The organism is Hoyosella subflava DQS3-9A1 (assembly GCF_000214175.1).
In the GTDB taxonomy this organism is placed as follows: Bacteria; Actinomycetota; Actinomycetes; order Mycobacteriales; family Mycobacteriaceae; genus Hoyosella; species Hoyosella subflava.
Genome location: NC_015564.1, coordinates 1,911,976 through 1,932,165, shown reverse-complemented (window position 1 = coordinate 1,932,165; position 20,190 = coordinate 1,911,976). Strand labels below are relative to the sequence as shown.

Here is a 20,190-nt window from a genome sequence, read left to right as displayed (position 1 = left end):
GTCGTCATCCCCGCAGGACGGCGTGCAGCACCTGGAGTGGCTGAACCCCGATATCACCGCGCCGGAGCGCCTCGATGCCCTGCACAGCCGCAGCCGCACCCTGCACTGTCGTGATGCACGGAGTCGAGGTCGCCACCGCCGCGCTGCGGATCTCATAGCCGTCGATTCGCGGGCCTGAATTGCCATAAGGCGTGTTGATCACCATGTCAACCTCACCATTACGGATCTGATCGACGATCGTCCGTTCGCCTTCGGCCAGCACTTCACCCGACAGTTTGCGCACTTCGGTACAGGGAATACCGTTGCGGCGCAGCATCTCCGCGGTCCCCTTCGTGGCGAGAATGGTGAAGCCGAGGTCGGCTAGCCGTTTGATGGGGAAGACCAGCGCACGCTTGTCACGGTTGGCGACCGAGACGAACACCTTCCCCTCGATGGGCAGCGAGCCATACGCCGCGGTCTGGCTCTTGGCGAACGCGGCCCCAAAGTCTGCGTCGATCCCCATCACTTCGCCAGTCGACTTCATCTCGGGGCTGAGGAGAGAGTCGATCGCCGCGCCATCGGCACGGCGGAACCTGTTGAACGGAAGCACCGCTTCCTTCACCGCGATTGCTGAGTTCACCGGCATCGTGCCGCCATCACCGGCCGACGGGAGCAAGCCACTGCGGCGAAGGTCTGCGATGGACTCGCCGAGCATGACGCGCGCGGCCGCTTTCGCAAGCGGGACGGCGGTGGCCTTCGACACGAAGGGCACCGTACGACTTGCCCGCGGATTTGCCTCGAGGACATAGAGAACATCGTCTTTAAGCGCGTACTGGACGTTCAGGAGGCCTTTAACGCCGATTCCAGCAGCAAGCGCCTCGGTCGACCGGCGTACCGCGTCGAGGTCCGCCCGGCCGAGCGTAATCGGAGGTAAGGCACACGCCGAGTCGCCCGAGTGGATACCGGCTTCCTCGATGTGCTCCATTACGCCACCAATGAACACCTCGGTGCCGTCGCACAGCGCGTCCACGTCGATTTCGATCGCGTCGTCCAAAAACCGGTCGACCAGTACCGGATGTTCTGGGGTGAGTTCCGTCGCCCTGGAAATGTAGTCCTCCAGAGACTGCTCGTCATAAACGATTTCCATTCCCCGGCCGCCGAGCACATACGACGGGCGGACCAGCACCGGGTAGCCGATGCTCGCCGCAACCGCGCGTGCCTGCGCGAAGCTCGTCGCGGTGCCGAAGCTGGGCGCGGGCAGGCCTGCAGCCTGCAGAACATCCCCGAACTCCCCACGATCTTCTGCAAGGTTGATAGCTTCCGGCGTCGTCCCCACAATCGGAACCCCGGCGTCTTCCAGCTGCTGCGCCAGCTTCAGCGGCGTCTGCCCGCCGAGCTGCACAATCACACCTGCTACGGTTCCCGACTGCTGTTCGACGTGCACCACCTCGAGCACGTCTTCCAACGTGAGCGGCTCAAAGTACAGCCGGTCAGCTGTGTCGTAATCGGTCGAGACGGTTTCGGGGTTGCAGTTCACCATCACTGTCTCGTAACCGGCCTCCGACAATGTCAGTGCGGCGTGGACACACGAGTAGTCGAACTCGATGCCCTGGCCGATCCGGTTCGGCCCAGAACCGAGAATGATGACCTTGTCACGCTCGCGCTGCGGCGCTACTTCGCTCTCGGCCGCCGGATCCAGCTCGTACGTCGAGTAGTGGTACGGGGTCTTCGCCTCGAACTCGGCCGCGCAGGTGTCAACCGTTTTGTAGACGGGCCGCACCCCCAGGCGGTGACGCAAGACCCGGACGCCCTGTTCACCCGCGAGCTCGGGACGCAAAGCGGCGATCTGCCGATCCGATAAACCCGAGTTCTTCGCCCTGCGCAGCAGTGACTCCTCGATGACGGGCGCAGCGAGTAGCTCCGCCCGCAAGTCGACTAGTGCGGCGATCTCCGCGAGGAACCACGGATCGATACCTGTCGCTTCATAGACCTGCTCGACGGTGGCACCCATACGCAACGCAATCTCTACGCGATAGAGCCTGCCGTCAAGCGGCGTACGAATATCGTCGAGGACCTCTTCGACCGAATTGAAATGCTGATCCGGGCCGGTCCAGAATCCGGTTTCCTTGGTTTCCAGCGATCGCATGACTTTGCCGAGCGCCTCCCGGAAGTTACGTCCGAGCGACATGGCCTCGCCGACAGATTTCATCGTCGTTGTCAGCGTCGCATCCGCGCCGGGGAACTTCTCGAACGCGAACCGCGGTGCTTTCACAACGACGTAGTCAAGCGTGGGCTCGAAGGAAGCAGGTGTCTCCTTCGTGATGTCGTTGACGATCTCGTCGAGGCGGTATCCGATGGCCAGTTTCGCGGCGATCTTGGCGATCGGGAAACCTGTCGCTTTCGACGCAAGCGCGGACGAACGAGAAACGCGAGGGTTCATTTCGATCACCACGATGCGGCCATCGTCGGGATTCACCGCAAACTGAATGTTGCAGCCGCCGGTATCGACCCCCACCTCGCGGAGAATTGCGATACTGAGGTCACGAAGATCCTGGTATTCACGGTCCGTGAGCGTCATCGTGGGAGCGACGGTGATGGAATCGCCAGTGTGGACGCCGAGTGGGTCGAGGTTCTCGATGGAGCACACGATCACGACATTGTCGCGACCGTCGCGCATCAGCTCGAGCTCGAACTCCTTCCAGCCGAGAATCGACTCTTCGATCAGCACGTTTGCTGTGGGTGACGCAGACAGGCCGCCTCCCGCGATGCGATCAAGATCGTTGTAGCTGTACGCCATCCCCGAACCGAGGCCGCCCATCGTGAAACTCGGCCGGACAACCACAGGAAAACCCAGTTCCGCGACGGTGTCGTGAACCTCGTCCATGGTGTAACACACACGAGATCGGGCTGACTCCCCGCCCACCTTCGCCACGATGTCTTTGAACTTCTGGCGATCTTCGCCGCGCTGAATGGCGTCGAAGTCGGCGCCGATTAGCTCAACTCCGTACTTTTCGAGGATGCCGCGCTCGTGCAGTGCCACCGCTGTGTTCAGGGCAGTCTGACCGCCAAGCGTCGCCAGCAGGGCATCCACGGGATGCCCGTTATCGCGTTCACGCGCGATGACGAGTTCAACGAAGTCTGCGGTGATGGGTTCGATGTAGGTCGCATCGGCGAACTCGGGATCCGTCATGATCGTGGCCGGGTTCGAGTTCACCAGCGTGACGCGCAGGCCTTCTTCTTTGAGTACTCGGCATGCCTGGGTACCGGAATAGTCGAACTCACATGCCTGGCCGATCACGATCGGCCCAGAGCCGATCACGAGCACGTGGGAGAGGTCAGTGCGGCGTGGCATTACACAGCGCCTTTCTTGGCCGAAGCTGCGTCGAGCGTGGAAATGAACTGGTCAAAAAGGTACGCGGCGTCGTGGGGCCCCGCTGCCGCTTCTGGGTGGTACTGGACGGAGAAAGCTGAGCCATCAAGGAGCCTCACACCCTCGACTGTCCCGTCGTTCGCACATGTGTGGCTGATGACGGCGCGACCGAAAGGCGTGTCGAATTCCTGGCCAGCCTCACCTTCAAGGGCGAAACCGTGGTTCTGTGCCGTGATCGATATTTGCCCAGTCGCGTGATCGATGACCGGGATGTTGATCCCCCGGTGGCCGAATTTCATCTTGTAGGTCGACAGCCCCAGCGCGCGTCCCAAGATCTGGTTACCGAAACAGATCCCAAAGAGTGGGAGCTGCTGGCCAAGAATGGCCTTCGTCAGCTGAACAGCGGTGTCTGCGGTGGCAGGATCGCCTGGCCCGTTGGACAGGAACACTCCGTCCGCATCGAGCTCCAGGAGGTCCTCGATGGTGGAGTTGCCCGGCACTACGTGCACGCGCACTCCCCTGCGGGCGAACATCCGGGGGGTGTTCGTCTTGATGCCAAGGTCAACAGCAGCAACAGTGAACCGTGCTTCCCCCTCCGGCTCGATGGTGTAGCCGTTAGCGGTGGACACCTCGCCGGCGAGACTTGCACCGAGCATCTCCGGCTGATTGCGGACACGGTCGACAAGTTCGGCGGGCGGGGCAATCGCGTCGCCGGAAAAGATGCCCGCCCGCATCGAGCCCAGCGACCGGAGATGACGCACCACCGCGCGGGTGTCTATGCCCTGAAGCCCGACGACGCCCTGTCGGACAAGTTCGTCTTCGAGCGACCCCGTGGCCCGCCAGTTCGAAGTTCGATTCGTCGCCTCGCGAATCGCATAACCAGCGACCCAGATCTTGCCGGCTGGTCCTGCAGTCTCGAAACCGCGGGACCCAAACGATTCGCTGTCATCGAGGTTCCACCCGGTGTTGCCGATCTGGGGCGCTGTCGCCACAACGATCTGCCGGTGATAGCTCGGGTCTGTCAGCGTCTCCTGGTATCCAGTCATACCGGTGCTGAACACTGCCTCACCGAAGGTCTCACCTACTGCCCCGAAGCTTCGGCCGCGATAGACCTTGCCATCCTCGAGAACCAGTGCTGCTTCGCTCACCCGTTCACACCGTTCTTTCCGTCTTGTACGTTGTTGTCACTTGAGTTGCTGCTTCTGTTGTCGTCGTGACTGGTCTCCGCATCCCAAACGGTCAGCCACTCGTCGTACTCGTATTTGTCGACCGCGCGGAAACCGGTGTCAATTTCGGCGCCAGTGCTCGTTCGCCATCGAATCACGAGCAGGCCGTCACGGGTGATGACTTTCCCCGCAAGGCCTCGGTCTGTCCTGATGTGCAGCACCAGATCGCGCGGAATCCAGATGGTGCTCGCGCCTTCCCTGGTAAGGAGCAAGCCCTCGTCGAAGGCGCTGAGTTCGCCGTCTGCACGGTTCCCAAAGTCACCGACAGCAACACGATTGATCCAGGAGGGCGCCAGTGTTGACCCCACATACAGCCCATAGCTTGGGCCAAGTAACGGTGCGCCGAGCGCGTCGGGCACTTCCGGGAGAGGGCCAACGAGCGCGCTCTGCCGCTCCCCACGCCGCCGCCACGAGCGGATCATCAGCCACACGAGCAGCACCCAGATAGCGAACAGGAGGACAGTGAGCAAAGTCCTAGTCACAGGGGGTTCACCTTCCCTTCCTGCGCGGTGACCCGGCCACGCAGCATCGTCATTCGCACCTGCCCTGGCAGCGTCAGTCCTTCGAACGGCGTGTTGTCGGAGATGCTCACGAAATCGTCGCCCCGGACAATCCACTCGACATCCGGATCGACCATTACGAGGTTGGCCGGTTCACCGACCGCGATTGGGCGGCCCTGATCTGGCAGGCCCACGATCTGCGCGGGCCGCTCGCTCATCACGCGGGCAACGTCACGCCAACTCAGCAAACCGGGCTTGACCATCACATCGATGACGATCGACAGAGCCGTCTGCAGGCCGAGCATTCCAGGCCGCGCGGCCGCGAATTCACAGCATTTGTCTTGCGCTGCGTGGGGCGCGTGGTCCGTTGCGACACAGTCAATTACACCCTCAGCGAGCGCCCGCCGAAGGGCCGATACATCGGAGTTCTCCCGCAGCGGCGGGTTCACCTTGTTCACCGCGTCGTACGTTTCCAGGCGCGAATCATCGAGCATCAAGTGGTGCGGAGTTACCTCCGCAGTGATCTGGATGCCCTGCGACTTCGCCCATTTGACCAGTTCAGCGGTGCCCGCGGTAGACGCGTGACAGATGTGTACGCGGTAGCCCGCGTCCCTGGCCAGCAGCGCGTCGCGGGCGACGATCGATTCCTCCGCGGCACGTGGCCAGCCGGTCAGGCCCAGTTTCGCCGCTGCCGCACCCTCGTGCGCTACAGCACCAACGGTGAGCCGCGGCTCTTCGGCATGCTGCGCAATCAGCACACCCAGACCGCGAGCATATTCCAGCGCGCGCCGCATGATGAGGGGGTCTTCAACGCAAAGGCCGTCATCGGAGAACATCCGCACGCGTGCCTCGCCGCTCGCCATCGCCCCGAGCTCCGCCAGCTGCTTGCCCTTCAAACCGACTGTGACAGCCCCGACGGGGTGGACATCAACCAAGCCGATCTCCTGGCCGCGCCGCCACACGTGGTCAGTAATGAGCGCTGAGTCCGCGACGGGGTCCGTGTTGGCCATCGCGAACACCGCCGTGTAGCCACCCAGCGCCGCAGCAGCGGATCCCGTCGCGATCGTTTCCGTGTCCTCGCGGCCAGGCTCGCGCAGATGAGTGTGCAGATCCACGAAGCCCGGGAGCAGAATGCCACCGCGGCCATCAATCACAGACGCGTCCTCCGCACTGAGCCCAGCGCCTATGTCCGCGACCTGCCCATCATCGACGAGCACGTCCACCAGGTCGCCTTCGCCGTAAAGGTGGACCTGCGTGATCAAGACCGCTGCGGATGGGTTGGGACTGTCCCTCACACTGCCTCCCCTGCGTCATCGACGCCTATCAGCAGGCGGAATAGCACTGCCATCCGGATGTGTACCCCATTGGTAACCTGTTGCAGCACGGTCGAACGGGGTGAGTCGGCAACCGAGAAGCCGATCTCCATTCCTCGTACCATCGGACCTGGGTGGAGCACTACTGCGTGCTCAGGGAGCATCAGCATTCGCTTTTCATTGAGGCCATAACTAATTGCATACTCCCGCGCTGACGGGAAGAACGAGCCGTTCATTCGCTCGGCCTGCACACGAAGCATCATCACTGCATCGGCCGCGGGGAGCTCGGCCTCGAGACTGTGTCCGACAGTCACCGGCCACGAGTCGATACCGACCGGCAGCAACGTCGGTGGTGCAACGAGCACAACCTCAGCGCCGAGCATCGCGAGCAACTGGGCGTTGGAACGTGCGACCCTGCTGTGCAATACGTCGCCCACGATCACGATGCGACGGCCCGCGATCTCGCCGAGCCGCTGCCGGAGCGTGTACGCGTCGAGCAGCGCCTGGGTCGGATGCTCATGGGTGCCATCACCCGCGTTGATCACTGCGGGGCCAGTCCCGTCCGGGCCGCGAGTCCAGTTCGCGATCTGTGCTGGCGCGCCCGACGCGGGATGCCTCACTACCAGCGCATCTGCTCCTGCTGCGTGCAGCGTCATCGCAGTGTCGCGAAGAGACTCACCCTTGCTGACCGAAGATGCGCTGATGCCGACGTTGATGACGTCGGCGCTCATCCACTTCCCCGCTACTTCGAAGGACACGCGTGTGCGGGTCGAATTCTCGTAGAACACCGTCATGATCGTGCGCCCGCGCAGTGTGGGGAGTTTGCGCACTTCGCGGCCGACCAGTGCTTGTTCGAAACGGTTCGCCTCGTCTAGGAGCTCAAGCGCCGTGTCCGGAGTGAGATCGGAAACCGACAGGAGGTGCTTCACTGGACCTCGCCCCCTGAGCGGAGTTCCACAGCGTCTCGACCGTCGTGCTCGCTTAGCAGCACCAGCACGTCTTCGGAACGCGCCGTAGGTATGTTCTTCCCGACGTAGTCAGCGCGAATCGGTAGCTCGCGGTGGCCCCGGTCGACGAGCACCGCAAGCTGGACGATCTGGGGCCGGCCCACGTCGCGCAATGCGTCAAGTGCGGATCGAACGGTGCGGCCGGAGAACAGCACATCATCGACCAAGATGACGAGGCAGTTGTCGACGCCGCCTACAGGCATCGACGTCCGCTCGAGTGGGCGGTGCGGTTTCGATCGCAGATCATCGCGGTACAGCGTCGTATCGAGCGACCCGACAGGAGGCGCGATACCGGTGAACTCTTCGATCTTGGTCGCGAGCCGCTGCGCGAGTGTCGAGCCGCGGGTGGGAATTCCTACGAGAACGACCTGTCGCCCACTGTCGGACTGGTCAAGAGCCGTCTTCTCAATGATCTGATGCGCGATTCGCGCGATCGTCCGGCTGACGTCCGCTGCACTCAGCAACTCGCGGCCGCCGCTTCGGCCGGGTTGCCCTGTGCCACGACCAACGCTTGAAGCGCGCGCCGCGGAGCCGTCCGCCGGATTGTCTTCTGGGGGCATCCCCAGACCTCCTTCTCCGCCTCACGGGACGGATCGTTAAAGGATGCCGTTATGCCGCGATCGACTTTACCAGTCGGCTCGCGAGGTGCCCGGGCCGCTCTCGCCCGGCTGGCTACCCTCACTTCCGGTGCCCTCAGCATCGCCAGCTGCGGCGCCGTCTTCGTTTTCAGGCCCCACGTCGGAGTCAAGCGCAGCGACTGCGGCAGCGGCCTGCTCCTCGGCAGCCCGGAGCTGGGGGGCGACGAGGACCAGCTGCCCGAGGACTCCGTTGATGAAACCTGGCGAATCGTCGGTCGAAAGTTCCTTTGCCAGCTCGACAGCTTCATCCACCGCAACAACGGACGGCACGTCCGTAGCGTAGAGCAGCTCCCAGGTCGCAACTCGCAAGATCGCCCGATCGACCGCCGGCAGGCGCTCGAGAGTCCACTCGTGCAAGTGAGTGGAGATTACGTCGTCGAGTCGCTGCTTATTCTGCTCGACACCACGGACAACGGTGTGCGTGTATTCCGCAACCGGCGGCATTTGATCGTTTTCCGCGGCCAGCGCAACCCGTTCGGATGCCACTGCGGTTGGCTTACACGACCGGGCCTCCGCTTCGAACAGGAAGTCAACGGAGCGGCGGCGCGCCTTGTGCCTCGCGCCGAACTTCTTGAAACGGTTGTTGCTCACGCGCGGCCGAGGTAGTTGCCGTCACGAGAATCGATCTTCAGCTTCTCGCCCGTGTTGATGAACAGCGGAACCTGCACTTCGGCACCTGTTTCGAGCACCGCAGGCTTCGTGCCGCCCGTCGATCGGTCCCCCTGGAGACCGGGGTCGGTGTGCTGAACAAGCAGCTCCACCGTTACCGGCAGTTCCACATACAGCGGCTCGCCTTCGTGCATCGCGACCTGTACCTCGGTGTTTTCCAGAAGAAAACGGGCGCCCGTCCCCACGGTGGCATCACTGATGTGGATTTGGTCATATGTCTCACCGTCCATGAACACATAGTCAGCACCATCGCGATACAGGTACGTCATGTCGCGACGGTCGACCGTGGCGGTTTCGACCTTGACGCCCGCGTTGAACGTCTTGTCCACAGTCTTTCCGGAGAGGACGTTCTTGAGCTTGGTACGCACGAACGCTGGACCCTTGCCCGGCTTGACGTGCTGGAATTCGATGATCTGCCACAACTGGCTGTCCATCTTCAGTACAAGCCCATTCTTGAAGTCAGCGGTCGTGGCCACGACGATTCTCTCCTCAGTTCTTCCGAAAAAGTGCACTACCGCTATCGGCAACGCTCAAGCATGTCCAGCTAGACCACGGTGAGGTCTTTGCTGGTGTGAGTGAGCAGCTCAGGCCCACCCTCGCGGACAATCAGCGTGTCCTCGATTCTGACGCCACCGCGTCCCGGCAGATACACCCCGGGCTCAACCGTGACGGCAGTGCTGGAGAGTAGTCTACCGGTCGCTGTCTGCGCCAATGCCGGTGCTTCGTGGATTTCGAGCCCCACTCCATGACCCAGGCTGTGAACGAAGCGTTCCCCGTACCCGGCGTCCGAGATCACCGCGCGTGCCGCGCCGTCCACATCAGCGCCCGCCACTCCGGGGGTGAGCGCTTCGCGGCCAGCCGCCTGCGCGGCGTGTACAAGTTCGTACACATCGCGCTGCCACTGCTGCGGCTCCGTCTTCAGGACGAACGTGCGTGTCATGTCGGAGTGGTAGCCGCGTGCTACCGCACCGAAATCGATTTTGACGAAGTCACCTGCCTGCAGTACTGAGCGCGCTGGCCGATGATGCGGGATGGCGGAATGCGCTCCCGCTGCCACGATCGTCTCGAACGCGACCGCATCTGCACCCGCATCGAACATCAGGGACTCCAGTTCCCTAGCGACATCGAGTTCTGTGCGGCCCGGCCGCAAGGCCCCGCTGGTAATGAGCTCCGCTAGCGCAGCGTCACCGATCGCACAGGCTCGGCGTAACAACGCAGCCTCGGCGTCGTCTTTCACCATTCTCAGCGTTTCAACTATCCCCGGCGCAGAAGTCCAGGTGAGCGTGGGAGCCTCCGCGATCAGCTTCGTATGCTGATCGACGGTGACGAGATGGCTTTCGAACCCCAGCGTGACCCCGCCTAACCGGCTCGCCGCGCACTTCGCGAGTGCCACTGCGCTCGCGCGTGCGATCTCAACATCGATGTCTGGCGCCTGCTCGGCAGCTTGCGTGGTGTAACGCCCATCAGTGCACAGAATCGTTGCATCGTCGCCTCCATGCTCCTCGTCCACTATGAGAAGGGCACCGTTTGAACCGCTAAAGCCCGATAGATACCGGATGTTGACAAGTCCCGTCACGAGCATTGCCGCGACTCCCCGTTGTGCGAGCTCCTCGCGCAACCGCTTGCGCCGATCGCCGAAGTGCGCGCGCGTAACCTCGGGCAGACCGGGAACCGAGACGAACTCCACCATCACACTCGCTTTCTGACGACGCCCTCCTGGCCAATCCTTTCACGGAGTCGACTCCATCAAGCTGGTGCGCGTCACGCGCATCGCGCCACAAGCACGCGAGACAAGGCTAAAACATTGTTCAAACGCGGAAACTCAGCATTTTTCGGGTGGGAATTGGCCTTCCGTGTCCAAAACGTGTGGGTTGTCGCACATCGCGCGGAGCGGGTCGTTACTCTGCATGCATGGATTTGTGGCTTCTTCGTGGCCTGTTGCTGGCTGCCGTGATTACATTCGTGCGCGCTGTACTCGGGATCGGGATCTATACCTGGCCTGAAAGTGGCGGTGTGCAGCGGACAATCGCGCTCATCGTGGTCCTTCTCGCTGCGCTCGCCTGGCCGTTCTTCGACGGTCGACGGGACGCCCAAGAGAACGAAGACCCCGAGGACCGCGCGGATCTCACGCTGTTCTGGCTGAAGGCCGCCCTGGTGGCAGCCCTCGTTTCCGGCGCCGCCTCATGGCTGCTGAGCTTCGTGATTCCTGGCGCCAGCGTTCAGTCGCTGATCTTCGAGCTCACAATCGGTACTGGCTTCGTGACGCTGCTTCTCTCGATTCCTGCACAGATCGGCATTCTTACCGGCCGCGCGTACGGCGAATACTCGCGCAAGCGGTCCGCCCCGGCCGAGGAGGAGGACGAGTTCGGACGCCATCACATTCAGGCGCATCACCAGAAGGAACCTGTCGCCGTACACCACTCCTCCGGGATAGATGGCGAATACAGTTCCCGCGCCGAATCCCACTCTCGGTCATCCACGATTGAGGACGACGAGTACAGCGATCAGGACTTCGCTGCCGAGCAGGCGCGCATCGACGATGATGAGCGCCGCACCGGCAGATAGCGTTCTACAGCAGGACGGCCCCGCTCTGCGGGGTCTCCCCTGACCGTGCCACTTCTGAATAAGCCGCTGCGAGCAGAGCCGGGTCTGGACCTTCGAGCCGACCCGGCTTCGCTAGTCCGTCGAGTACCACGAACCGCAGCATCCCCGAGCGGTTCTTTTTATCGGACCGCATGCCCTCCATCAACTGGTCGAGAACGCCGTCCTCGTACGTCGTGGGCAGGCCGATACTGGTGAGCACACGGGCATGCCGATCGGCAGTTTCATCGTCAAGCCGACCTGCCAGACGACCAAGTTCTGCCGCGAACACCATGCCGACTGCCACTGCGGCGCCATGCCGCCAGCGGTACCGCTCACGGCGCTCAATCGCATGGCCGAGAGTGTGACCGTAGTTGAGGATCTCGCGCAGATTCGACTCTCGCAGATCGGCCGACACGACGTCCGCCTTCACCTGGATTGAGCGGCGGATCAACTCCGGCAGCACCGCGCCCGACGGGTCGAGTGCCGCATCCGGATCTTGCTCGATCAGGTCCAGAATCACCGGATCGGCGATAAACCCAGTTTTGATCACCTCCGCCATGCCCGCAACAATCTCGTTGCGCGGCAATGATTCGAGTGTCGCGAGGTCCACATACACCGCGGCGGGCTCATGGAAGACGCCGACGAGGTTCTTGCCCGCTTCGGTGTTGATCCCGGTCTTACCGCCAACGGCCGCATCGACCATGGCAAGCAGAGTGGTAGGAATGTGCACGATCTTCACGCCGCGCATCCACGTACCGGCGATGAAGCCTGCAAGATCGGTAGCGGCGCCGCCCCCGAGGCTGACGATCGTGTCCGTCCGGGACAGGCCGATACGACCGAGTACCTCCCAGCAGAACCCGGCGACTGCGAGTTCCTTGCCCGCCTCTGCGTCTGGGATTTCGATCCGGTGCGCGTCGGTGCCGGACTTTTCGAGCGCCTCCCGGAGCGCTTCGGCGGTCTGTGCCAAGGAGGGCTGGTAAAAGATCGCGATCGTGGAATTACCTCGGAGGCGTTCCACAATGTCCCCGAGCAGACCACGGCCAACTATGACCGGATAGGGGTTCTCTGTGCGCACATCCACCTGCACGGGTTCAGTCACCGGTTGTCCTCCGTTTTGTGCTCGTCTCGCGGGGGTTGCGACGACCGTATCGGCCGCCCTGGCCGCATAGGGACCGGCCACCGAGTCCGCGGTTGTTGTTGTTCGCCACCGATCCTGCGCAGGATGTACTGCACAGACCGCCCCGGACTGCGGCCATTTGTGCGCACACGCAGTGTGGAGACTTTCTTGTATATCGGACGCCGCCGCCGCATCAACGCGCGGTATTTCGCGCCCGGGTCGTCACCGTCGAGCAACGGTCGCGACTTGTTGGCCCCTGTGCGGCGCAGGCCCTCCGCAACCGTTATCTCCAGATAGATGACCGTATGCCCGCGCAGTGCCTGCTGCGTGACGGGCGAAAGAACTGCACCGCCGCCAAGAGAAACAATTCCAGTCTGTTCGGCGATGGCACGTCCGACGACGTCCTCTTCGATTTTTCGGAAACCCGCTTCTCCGTCGGTGCTAAAAATCTCGCGGATGCTGCGTCCGGTTTCCCGTTCGATCGCGGCATCCGTGTCATAAAACGGCACGCCTAGAGCGGACGCCAGCCGTCGGCCGATCGTCGACTTACCCGCGCCCGGCGGGCCCACCAAAATGGCTCTGGGCGGCACTCAGATCGCTTCTCCCGCGGTCGAACCGCTTCGGGATTCCTCCCAGCGCATCCGGGTTTCTACTTCCTGCTGGTACGACTCAAAGTTACGCCGTGTCTCGCCGAGTGAGTCGCCACCGAACTTCTCCCGGACAGCTTGAGCAACGACCAATGCGACCATGGCTTCCGCCACCACACCGGCCGCGGGCACCGCACACACGTCCGACCGCTGATGGATGGCGACAGCTTCCGAGCCTGAACTCATATCGATTGTTTTCAGTGCTCGCGGCACAGTCGAAATCGGCTTCATCGCCGCACGGACACGCAATGGCTGCCCGTTCGTCATACCGCCCTCGAGACCGCCGGCGCGGTTTGAGAGCCGGAGCACGCCATCAGGACCGGGGACCATTTCGTCGTGCGCTGCGGAGCCACGACGGCGGGCTGTTTCGAAACCATCCCCTACCTCGACGCCCTTGATCGCCTGGATGCCCATCAGGGCCCCAGCAAGGCGTGAATCAAGACGGTCCTCACCACTGATGAACGAGCCGAGCCCAATGGGCAGACTATGAACGACCACCTCGACGACCCCGCCGAGCGTGTCACCCGCCCGCTTCGCGGCCTCGATCTCCTTGATCATCGCATCGGCAGCGGCCGCATCAAACGCGCGGACGGGACTTGCATCGACCGCAGCCAGATCAGCCGGCATGGGCAGCGCATCGGACTCGGTCGCCGCCGCTCCGATCGATACCACATGCGAGACGACATCGACGCCGATGGCCTGCTTGAGGAACAGCCGTGCCACGGTACCCAAAGCGACACGGGCCGCGGTTTCCCGGGCACTCGCACGCTCCAGAACTGGGCGCGCATCATCGAATCCATACTTCAGCATGCCCGCAAAGTCGGCGTGTCCGGGGCGTGGTCGCGTCAGTGGCTCATTCCGGGCAAGGTCGTTGAGAACGTCCTGGTCCACTGGGTCTGCGGACATGACCTGTTCCCACTTGGGCCACTCCGTGTTGCCCACCTGAATCGCAATCGGGCCACCGAGTGTTTTCCCGTGCCGGACTCCACCCAGGATCGTCACTTGATCAGCTTCGAATTTCATGCGTGCACCACGCCCGTAGCCCAGACGGCGGCGAGCTAGGTGTTCAGCAATGTCAGCTGACGTGACGTCAACGCCCGCGACCATGCCTTCCAGCACAGCAACGAGGGCAGGGCCATGTGATTCTCCGGCAGTTATCCAGCGCAGCACGTGTCTCATCTTCCCACGAGTTGAGGACCATTCCAGCATCGTCCCGCTCGCGGCGGCGATGCCACCCGCTCGCTACTCACCTGCCGCCACAGCGAAACCGATCGCCACGACAGCAGCTGCACACATTGAGGGGCCGTGAGGCAAGCGTATACGGCGCGCTTGCGATAGCGCAGACGCCCTGCGCACAAACGCCACAGAGACAACACCAGCAACGACGGTCAGCAGTGGCGCGCCGACGGCACAAAGGAACCATGCACCAAGCCCAAATGTCCCAGTGAGTGCGCCGATACCGAGGGCAAGCTTGACATCGCCGGCACCCATTCCACGCGGAGAGAGGAGGTGAGTGACGAGATACACGCCAGCCAGGCCGAGGCCGCCGGTCATCGCTTCATACCCATGTCCGCTCACAGTCGCCACCGTCAGGATGACCGCAGCACCGGGAAGCGTGAGCCAATTGGGCAGCCTCCGCGCTCTGATGTCGATAATGGAGAGAGCGGCCATCCACGGCACCGTGGCGACAGCTAGCCACAACATCGCGTGTCAGAGCGCGGAGAGACCTAGCGCCTGTGCCATCTCAGCACGCGGCGCAGGCCTTCCCGTAAACTGCTCGACCTGGCCATACGCTTGGTTCAGCAGCATCGACAAACCACCGGTCACGCGACCGCCCCGTTCCCGTACAGCGGCCGCCAAGGGCGTGGGCCACGGGTGGTAAATCACATCGAGCACGTGTGGGGCCGTCGCCGCTGCCTCTAGATGCCCGGACATCGCGTCCGCTGGAATCGTGCTGATCACGGCCGAAGCGTCAGGACAAAGGCGCGCCAGGTCCGAGAATGGCGCGTACGTCACACTGAGCCCTGCACGGAGGCCGCACTCGACGGCACCCTCTGCGCGTTGTTCATCCCGAGCTACAACGACAGCTTCGCTGGCGCCGAGTTCCGCGAGCGCGACTAGCGCAGGTCGCGCAGTACCGCCCGCGCCAATAACAATTGCTGGCTTTGACGAGACATCGGTTACACCCAGCTCTGCCAGCGCGCCAGTGACGCCGTCGACGTCCGTACAGTCCGCCCGCCACCCAGAGGCGGTGCGAACCAGCGTGTTGGCAGACCCGACCACAACCGCACGTTCAGTGCGCTCAGTCGCGAACTCGAGCGCCTCAAGCTTTCCAGGCATGGTGACGGAAACGCCCACCCATTCGGCTCCGAGACCGGAGACAATGCCGGCGAGTTCACCGGCGCGGCATTCGATGCGCTCGTAGGTCCAGTCCCTCAGTCCGAGCGCGCGATACGCCGCCAAGTGCAGCTGCGGGGACCGCGAGTGCGCAATCGGGCTGCCAAGAACTCCAGCCCTCCGGCGCCGCACCTCATCGGCCACTTGCGAGGACCCCGTTCCGGATCGCAACCTGTACGTTCTCCAAGTGCTCGTCGAAGGTCTCCGTGAAGACAGTCGTTCCCTCGAAATCGATCGTCACGAAAAATCGCCAATCCCCGTCTTCCGGGTTTTCAACTGCTTGGAGCGCCTCAATGCTCGGTGACGAGATCGGTGTTTGCGGCAGTCCTGTCATCGCATAGGTGTTCCATGGAGTGCGCGCAGCGCGAGCGTCATCCGTGGTCGCGATCTCGATTGAATCGAGGGCGTAGTTGACGGTCGAATCGAACTCGAGCTGCATACCAGCATCGAGTCGGTTCAGAATGACTCGTGCGACTTTGCTGAAGTCGCCGGGCAGCGCTTCGTGCTCAAGCAAAGAGGCGATGGTGAGCATTTCGTAGGGAGTGACACCCACGGCCCCGCTCGCTTCGATAATGCCGGTCCGCTCGTAGGCTTGCGCGCTGCGCGAGATCAGCTCCGAGAGGATCTCCACTGGTGTCGCATCTGGATCGACATCCCATTGCCCGGCACGAATCAGCCCCTCGATCCGCCGTTCGGGGTCCTCAGCCTGGCTGACTTCCTCGCGTGCCCATTCGGGTACGCCCAGCTGCGCCAGGTCAGCGGTCGCGGCCGCAGCTCGCAGTGCCTCTTCGGTCAGGCACGTCTCGTCACCGTTGAGTTCCACACAGCTCGCACGGGCTACGAGGGCGTAGATGCCATCAGTCGTGTGGTCGCCGCCCACCGAAACGGAGGTGTGCAGCTTGCGGCCCTCCGGAATGATGAAGGATCCGACCCGGGTCTCTGGGCTCGTCAGCATGTCAACGGCCATCGCGGCCGGAATCTGAGTGCGGACCTTGTAATACCCGGGCTGGATAGTGCCGAGATCGTCACGGCCATGCGCTGCGGTCATGAAAGCAGTGGTGCTTTGGATCACATCATTCTCGAGCAAGGTGGCTGCGATGTCAGATCCAGCGTCCCCTTGCTGGACGCGAACTACGATGTCGCTCTCGCCGGTCCCTGTGTAGTCCGGTATCGGTGCGGGCCGCCGCCCGTCCAGGAAGGACTGGACGAGGTACACCGCTCCACCAAGAACCAACACAGCGATGAGTAGGAAAACGGCGATGCTGCGCCGTCTTCTCCGCTTCCTCGCTGCTTCGCGCTGCCGGCGAACATGCAGGGGCGTGCCGCCCTCCCCCGCTCCGACCCAGGCTGGCTCGGCCCGGCTGGTGTCGTCGAACTCGGAATCGTAATTCGTGTCCCAATCGTCGGGCTCATGCCCTGCGGGACCAGGATGCGATCCCACTGGATCATGCTCTCGATATTCGTTCACTCACGATCCTCCGTTGTGGGTCGATAGCGCGCGCGTTCGTCGAGCCATCCCTGCAGTATTGCGACCGCTGCGGCCTGGTCGATGATTGCGCGCTGCTGTTTCGCTTTCCTTCCGGCAGCACGCAAGTCCCGCTGAGCAGTCACAGTGGTCATACGCTCGTCGGAGAGCCTGATGGGGATCGGCTGAATCCGGCCCCTGAGCTGCTCCGCGAACGTCAGCGCCGCATCGGCCGCGTGGCCCTGTTCGCCACGTAACGTGCGCGGCAGTCCCACGACAACTTCCACGGCGCTGTACTCCTCGATAATGGCAGCTATCTGGTCGAGTTCCCGGGAATCGGACACCACCCGTGTGTTGCGTGTCACTGTCTCAACAGGCGACGCCAGAATCCCGTCAGGGTCGCTGACGGCGACGCCGATCCGCACAGACCCCACATCAATACCGATTCGCCGCCCTCGACCTGGATCATCGGGCCCCGGCCGGTCGGGGGTGACACCTTGCGGGCCTGCCACTAGCTTGCCCGGGTCGCGAGCGCGGCCCGAATGGCATCGATGGCTTGCGTGACCCCGCCTGGCTGTGATCCCGATCCCTGCGCCATGTCTGGCTTACCGCCACCACGCCCATTGATATGCGGAGAGAACTCGCGAACCAGATCTCCCGCTTTGATGCCGAAATCGCGCGCCGCTTGGGTTGTCGCCACCACAAACGGGACCTTCTCAGCAGTGGTGCTGAAGAGCGCAACCACTGCCGGTTCGCTGCCGAACCGTCCGCGCACATCGGCGGCCAGCGTCCGCAGGTCTCCCGCGCTCACCCCGTCGGGGGCGGCCTGTGCGACGAGAAGGATATTCCCGACTCGTTCCGCTGCGGACGTGAGGGAACCCGCAGATGCGAGAATCGCTGCCGCTCGGTGCTTCTCGAGCTCCTTCTCGGCGGCCTTGAGGCGCTCCACGAGCGCTTCGACCCGGGCGGGAACGTCCTCCGGGGTCACCCGCAGCGCGGTAGCGACACCGGCGAGCAGCGCCCGCTCACGAGCGAGATATCTGTAGGAATCAAGCCCCACATACGCTTCGACACGGCGCACGCCAGAACCCACCGAGGATTCGCCGAGAAGTGTCACAGGCCCCACGTGAGACGAGCTCGCGACGTGAGTTCCCGCGCACAACTCCATCGAGAATGGTCCACCCATCTCGACGACACGGACACGATCGCCGTAGTTCTCGCCGAACAAGGCGAGCGCGCCCATTGCCCGGGCCTTGGCGAGATCGGTCACGAAAGTATTGACCGGATAGTCAGCGAGCACGGCCTCGTTGGTGACTTCCTCGATCTCGTGTCTCGCTGCCTCCGATAACCCGCCCTGCCAGGAGAAGTCGAAGCGGAGGTAACCCGGCTTGTTCAGCGATCCCGCCTGAACGGCGTTGGGCCCCAGAATCTGGCGGAGCGCGGCGTGCACCAAGTGTGTGCCGGAATGTCCCTGGGTTGCGCCCTTGCGCCATTCGGGATCCACCTGGGCGAGAACGTCCGCCCCCTCGGTGATCTCCCCTTCTTCGACAGTCACCTTGTGGACCCAGAGCTTCTTGCCGATCTTCTGGACGTCCTTCACCTTCAGACGGACACCCGACGCGGTGATCCTCCCGATGTCAGCGAGCTGCCCTCCGGACTCAGCGTAGAGCGGACTCCGATCGAGGATCACCTCGATTTCGTCACCGGCTTGAGCACTCGAAACGCGAGACCCACCGGCGATCAGTCCAATCACCTTGGCTTCAGAATTGAGTTCGGTGTATCCCGTGAACTCCGTAGAGCCTCGGTCAAGCAGTTCACGATAAACAGCCTCATCCGCGTGTGCCTGCTTACGCGAAGCAGCGTCCGCCTTGGCCCGGTCACGCTGCTCGGCCATCAAAGTCCGGAAACCCGCTTCGTCGACGCTGAGGCCTGCCTCGCTCGCCATCTCCAGGGTCAGGTCAATCGGGAAGCCGTAAGTGTCATGCAGAGTGAACGCTTCGGTCCCGCCGAGAACGGTGTGGCCGTGTGATTTCACATCCGCGACTGCCGACTCGAAAAGCCGGGAGCCCGTGTCCAGCGTGCGCAGGAACGCCGCCTCCTCACCCGAGGCGACCCGCTCGATTCGGCTGAAGTCCGTGGAAAGTTCGGGGTACGACTCCGCCATGGTCTCGCTGACCACCTTCATAAACTCCGGCATAACCGGCTTTGATGCGCCGAGGAGGCGGGCGGCCCGCACGATCCGGCGCAAAAGGCGCCGCAGGACGTAGCCGCGCCCGTCATTGCCGGGATTGACACCGTCGGCAATCAGCATCGCGGACGTCCGGGCATGGTCGGCGATCACACGGAAACGGACATCATCTTCGTGGTGATCGTCACTTGAGTGGTAGCGGCGCCCCGTGAGTTCTTCGGCCTTCGTGATGACAGGTCGTACGAGATCAGTCTCATAGACGTTGTCCACGCCCTGGAGCAACAGCGCTACGCGCTCGACACCCATGCCGGTATCGATATTCTTCTTGGGTAGCTCACCGACCGGTGGGTGGCCGGCTTTCGGACTGAGCTCCCCACGCTCATCCTGCATGAACACGAGATTCCAGATCTCGAGGTAGCGATCCTCGTCGACCACAGGACCGCCTTCTCTGCCATATTCGGGGCCGCGATCGAAGTAGATTTCCGAGCACGGACCACCGGGACCAGGAACCCCCATATCCCAGTAGTTGTCCTTGCCGTCGCGGTACTGGATCCGCTCCGCGGGGATGCCCGCGACTCGCTGCCAGATTTCCGCTGCCTCAGGATCGTCCTGATAGACCGTGACCCAGATACGCGCGGGATCGAAACCGTAGCCACCCTCGTCCTGTGACGCGGTGATCAGCGTCCAGGCGTGGGTGATGGCGCCTTCTTTGAAGTAGTCGCCGAACGAGAAGTTGCCGGCCATCTGGAAGAACGTGTTGTGGCGGGTGGTTTTGCCCACTTCTTCGATGTCGCCCGTCCGAACACATTTCTGCACACTGGTCGCGGTCGGGTACGGAGGTGTCTGCTGGCCCAGGAAGTAGGGCTTGAACTGAACCATCCCAGCGTTGACGAACAGCAAGTTCGGGTCGTCGAGAATCAGGGACGCGCTGGGAACCTCAACGTGGCCAGCCTTGACGAAGTGGTCAAGAAAGCGTCTGCGGATCTCGTGGGTCTGCACTGCTCGTCCTCACTTGAATACGTGACCGAAGTACTAGTCGGGTGTGCGGTTCAAATCGCACCGTTCAGGGTACCGCGAGGCGGACATTCAGC

At 62.9% G+C, this 20,190-nt stretch carries 18 protein-coding genes; 1 reads left to right on the top strand and 17 read right to left on the bottom strand.

What is annotated here, in order from left to right; all coding sequences use genetic code 11:
• Nucleotides 1–4: 4 nt before the first annotated feature.
• From carB to AS9A_RS08945, 9 genes are all read right to left on the bottom strand, one after another.
• A complete protein-coding gene (gene carB / locus AS9A_RS08985; RefSeq protein ID WP_013806656.1) occupies nucleotides 5–3,331 on the bottom strand; it encodes a carbamoyl-phosphate synthase large subunit in 3,327 nt (1,108 codons plus the stop codon).
• Nucleotides 3,331–4,497 carry a glutamine-hydrolyzing carbamoyl-phosphate synthase small subunit gene (gene carA, locus AS9A_RS08980; protein WP_013806655.1) on the bottom strand — a complete coding sequence of 389 codons (1,167 nt, stop codon included), beginning with the start codon at nucleotides 4,495–4,497 and terminating at the stop codon, nucleotides 3,331–3,333. Before carA ends, carB begins: the two co-directional genes overlap by 1 nt.
• The gene (locus AS9A_RS08975) at nucleotides 4,494–5,057 is read right to left on the bottom strand and encodes a PH-like domain-containing protein (RefSeq protein ID WP_013806654.1); all 564 of its coding nucleotides are present in this window, start codon (nucleotides 5,055–5,057) and stop codon (nucleotides 4,494–4,496) included. Before AS9A_RS08975 ends, carA begins: the two co-directional genes overlap by 4 nt.
• The gene (locus AS9A_RS08970) at nucleotides 5,054–6,370 is read right to left on the bottom strand and encodes a dihydroorotase (RefSeq protein ID WP_013806653.1); all 1,317 of its coding nucleotides are present in this window, start codon (nucleotides 6,368–6,370) and stop codon (nucleotides 5,054–5,056) included. The genes AS9A_RS08975 and AS9A_RS08970 overlap by 4 nt, the downstream gene beginning before the upstream one ends.
• A complete protein-coding gene (locus AS9A_RS08965) occupies nucleotides 6,367–7,317 on the bottom strand; it encodes an aspartate carbamoyltransferase catalytic subunit (RefSeq protein WP_013806652.1) in 951 nt (316 codons plus the stop codon). Before AS9A_RS08965 ends, AS9A_RS08970 begins: the two co-directional genes overlap by 4 nt.
• Nucleotides 7,314–7,955, bottom strand: a complete 642-nt coding sequence (gene pyrR / locus AS9A_RS08960; protein WP_013806651.1) for a bifunctional pyr operon transcriptional regulator/uracil phosphoribosyltransferase PyrR — start codon at nucleotides 7,953–7,955, stop codon at nucleotides 7,314–7,316. Before pyrR ends, AS9A_RS08965 begins: the two co-directional genes overlap by 4 nt.
• Before the next feature lie 66 nt (nucleotides 7,956–8,021).
• Nucleotides 8,022–8,624: a transcription antitermination factor NusB gene (gene nusB / locus AS9A_RS08955; protein ID WP_013806650.1), complete on the bottom strand. Its 603-nt coding sequence runs from the start codon at nucleotides 8,622–8,624 to the stop codon at nucleotides 8,022–8,024.
• A complete protein-coding gene (gene efp / locus AS9A_RS08950) occupies nucleotides 8,621–9,178 on the bottom strand; it encodes an elongation factor P (RefSeq protein WP_013806649.1) in 558 nt (185 codons plus the stop codon). Before efp ends, nusB begins: the two co-directional genes overlap by 4 nt.
• 68 nt (nucleotides 9,179–9,246) lie before the next feature.
• Nucleotides 9,247–10,392, bottom strand: a complete 1,146-nt coding sequence (locus AS9A_RS08945) for a M24 family metallopeptidase (RefSeq protein ID WP_013806648.1) — start codon at nucleotides 10,390–10,392, stop codon at nucleotides 9,247–9,249.
• 221 nt (nucleotides 10,393–10,613) lie between these two features.
• Here AS9A_RS08945 and AS9A_RS22670 point away from each other — a divergent pair, with 221 nt between their 5' ends.
• Nucleotides 10,614–11,267 carry a B-4DMT family transporter gene (locus tag AS9A_RS22670; RefSeq protein ID WP_013806647.1) on the top strand — a complete coding sequence of 218 codons (654 nt, stop codon included), beginning with the start codon at nucleotides 10,614–10,616 and terminating at the stop codon, nucleotides 11,265–11,267.
• Nucleotides 11,268–11,271: 4 nt separating this feature from the next.
• On the opposite strand, the gene aroB is transcribed toward AS9A_RS22670, so the two are convergent.
• The 8 genes from aroB to alaS all read right to left on the bottom strand — a co-directional run bounded on the left by aroB (nucleotide 11,272) and on the right by alaS (nucleotide 20,098).
• Nucleotides 11,272–12,384: a 3-dehydroquinate synthase gene (gene aroB, locus AS9A_RS08935; RefSeq protein ID WP_013806646.1), complete on the bottom strand. Its 1,113-nt coding sequence runs from the start codon at nucleotides 12,382–12,384 to the stop codon at nucleotides 11,272–11,274.
• Nucleotides 12,381–12,992, bottom strand: coding sequence for a shikimate kinase (locus AS9A_RS08930; protein WP_013806645.1), 612 nt, complete (start codon nucleotides 12,990–12,992; stop codon nucleotides 12,381–12,383). Before AS9A_RS08930 ends, aroB begins: the two co-directional genes overlap by 4 nt.
• On the bottom strand, nucleotides 12,993–14,228 hold the full coding sequence (gene aroC, locus AS9A_RS08925) for a chorismate synthase (protein ID WP_192808172.1): 1,236 nt from the start codon (nucleotides 14,226–14,228) through the stop codon (nucleotides 12,993–12,995).
• 63 nt (nucleotides 14,229–14,291) lie between these two features.
• Nucleotides 14,292–14,753 (bottom strand): prepilin peptidase, encoded by a 462-nt coding sequence (locus AS9A_RS08920; RefSeq protein ID WP_013806643.1) that lies wholly within the window; start codon nucleotides 14,751–14,753, stop codon nucleotides 14,292–14,294.
• A 6-nt stretch (nucleotides 14,754–14,759) separates the two neighbouring features.
• On the bottom strand, nucleotides 14,760–15,590 hold the full coding sequence (locus AS9A_RS08915; protein ID WP_013806642.1) for a shikimate dehydrogenase: 831 nt from the start codon (nucleotides 15,588–15,590) through the stop codon (nucleotides 14,760–14,762).
• Complete coding sequence (locus AS9A_RS08910) at nucleotides 15,580–16,914, bottom strand: endolytic transglycosylase MltG (RefSeq protein WP_013806641.1); 1,335 nt, start codon at nucleotides 16,912–16,914, stop codon at nucleotides 15,580–15,582. The genes AS9A_RS08915 and AS9A_RS08910 overlap by 11 nt, the downstream gene beginning before the upstream one ends.
• Nucleotides 16,911–17,423 carry a Holliday junction resolvase RuvX gene (ruvX, locus tag AS9A_RS08905; RefSeq protein ID WP_013806640.1) on the bottom strand — a complete coding sequence of 171 codons (513 nt, stop codon included), beginning with the start codon at nucleotides 17,421–17,423 and terminating at the stop codon, nucleotides 16,911–16,913. Before ruvX ends, AS9A_RS08910 begins: the two co-directional genes overlap by 4 nt.
• Nucleotides 17,423–20,098 carry an alanine--tRNA ligase gene (alaS, locus tag AS9A_RS08900; protein WP_013806639.1) on the bottom strand — a complete coding sequence of 892 codons (2,676 nt, stop codon included), beginning with the start codon at nucleotides 20,096–20,098 and terminating at the stop codon, nucleotides 17,423–17,425. The genes ruvX and alaS overlap by 1 nt, the downstream gene beginning before the upstream one ends.
• Between the last annotated feature and the right edge of the window lie 92 nt (nucleotides 20,099–20,190).

Excerpts from the sequence above, each read along its gene's own strand:
- carB (WP_013806656.1), bottom strand. The coding sequence starts at position 3,331 with ATGCCACGCCGCACTGACCTCTCCCACGTGCTCGTGATCGGCTCTGGG.
- pyrR (WP_013806651.1), bottom strand. The coding sequence starts at position 7,955 with ATGCCCCCAGAAGACAATCCGGCGGACGGCTCCGCGGCGCGCGCTTCA.
- AS9A_RS08945 (WP_013806648.1), bottom strand. The coding sequence starts at position 10,392 with ATGGTGGAGTTCGTCTCGGTTCCCGGTCTGCCCGAGGTTACGCGCGCG.
- AS9A_RS22670 (WP_013806647.1), top strand. The coding sequence starts at position 10,614 with ATGGATTTGTGGCTTCTTCGTGGCCTGTTGCTGGCTGCCGTGATTACA.
- aroC (WP_192808172.1), bottom strand. The coding sequence starts at position 14,228 with ATGAGACACGTGCTGCGCTGGATAACTGCCGGAGAATCACATGGCCCT.
- AS9A_RS08920 (WP_013806643.1), bottom strand. The coding sequence starts at position 14,753 with ATGTTGTGGCTAGCTGTCGCCACGGTGCCGTGGATGGCCGCTCTCTCC.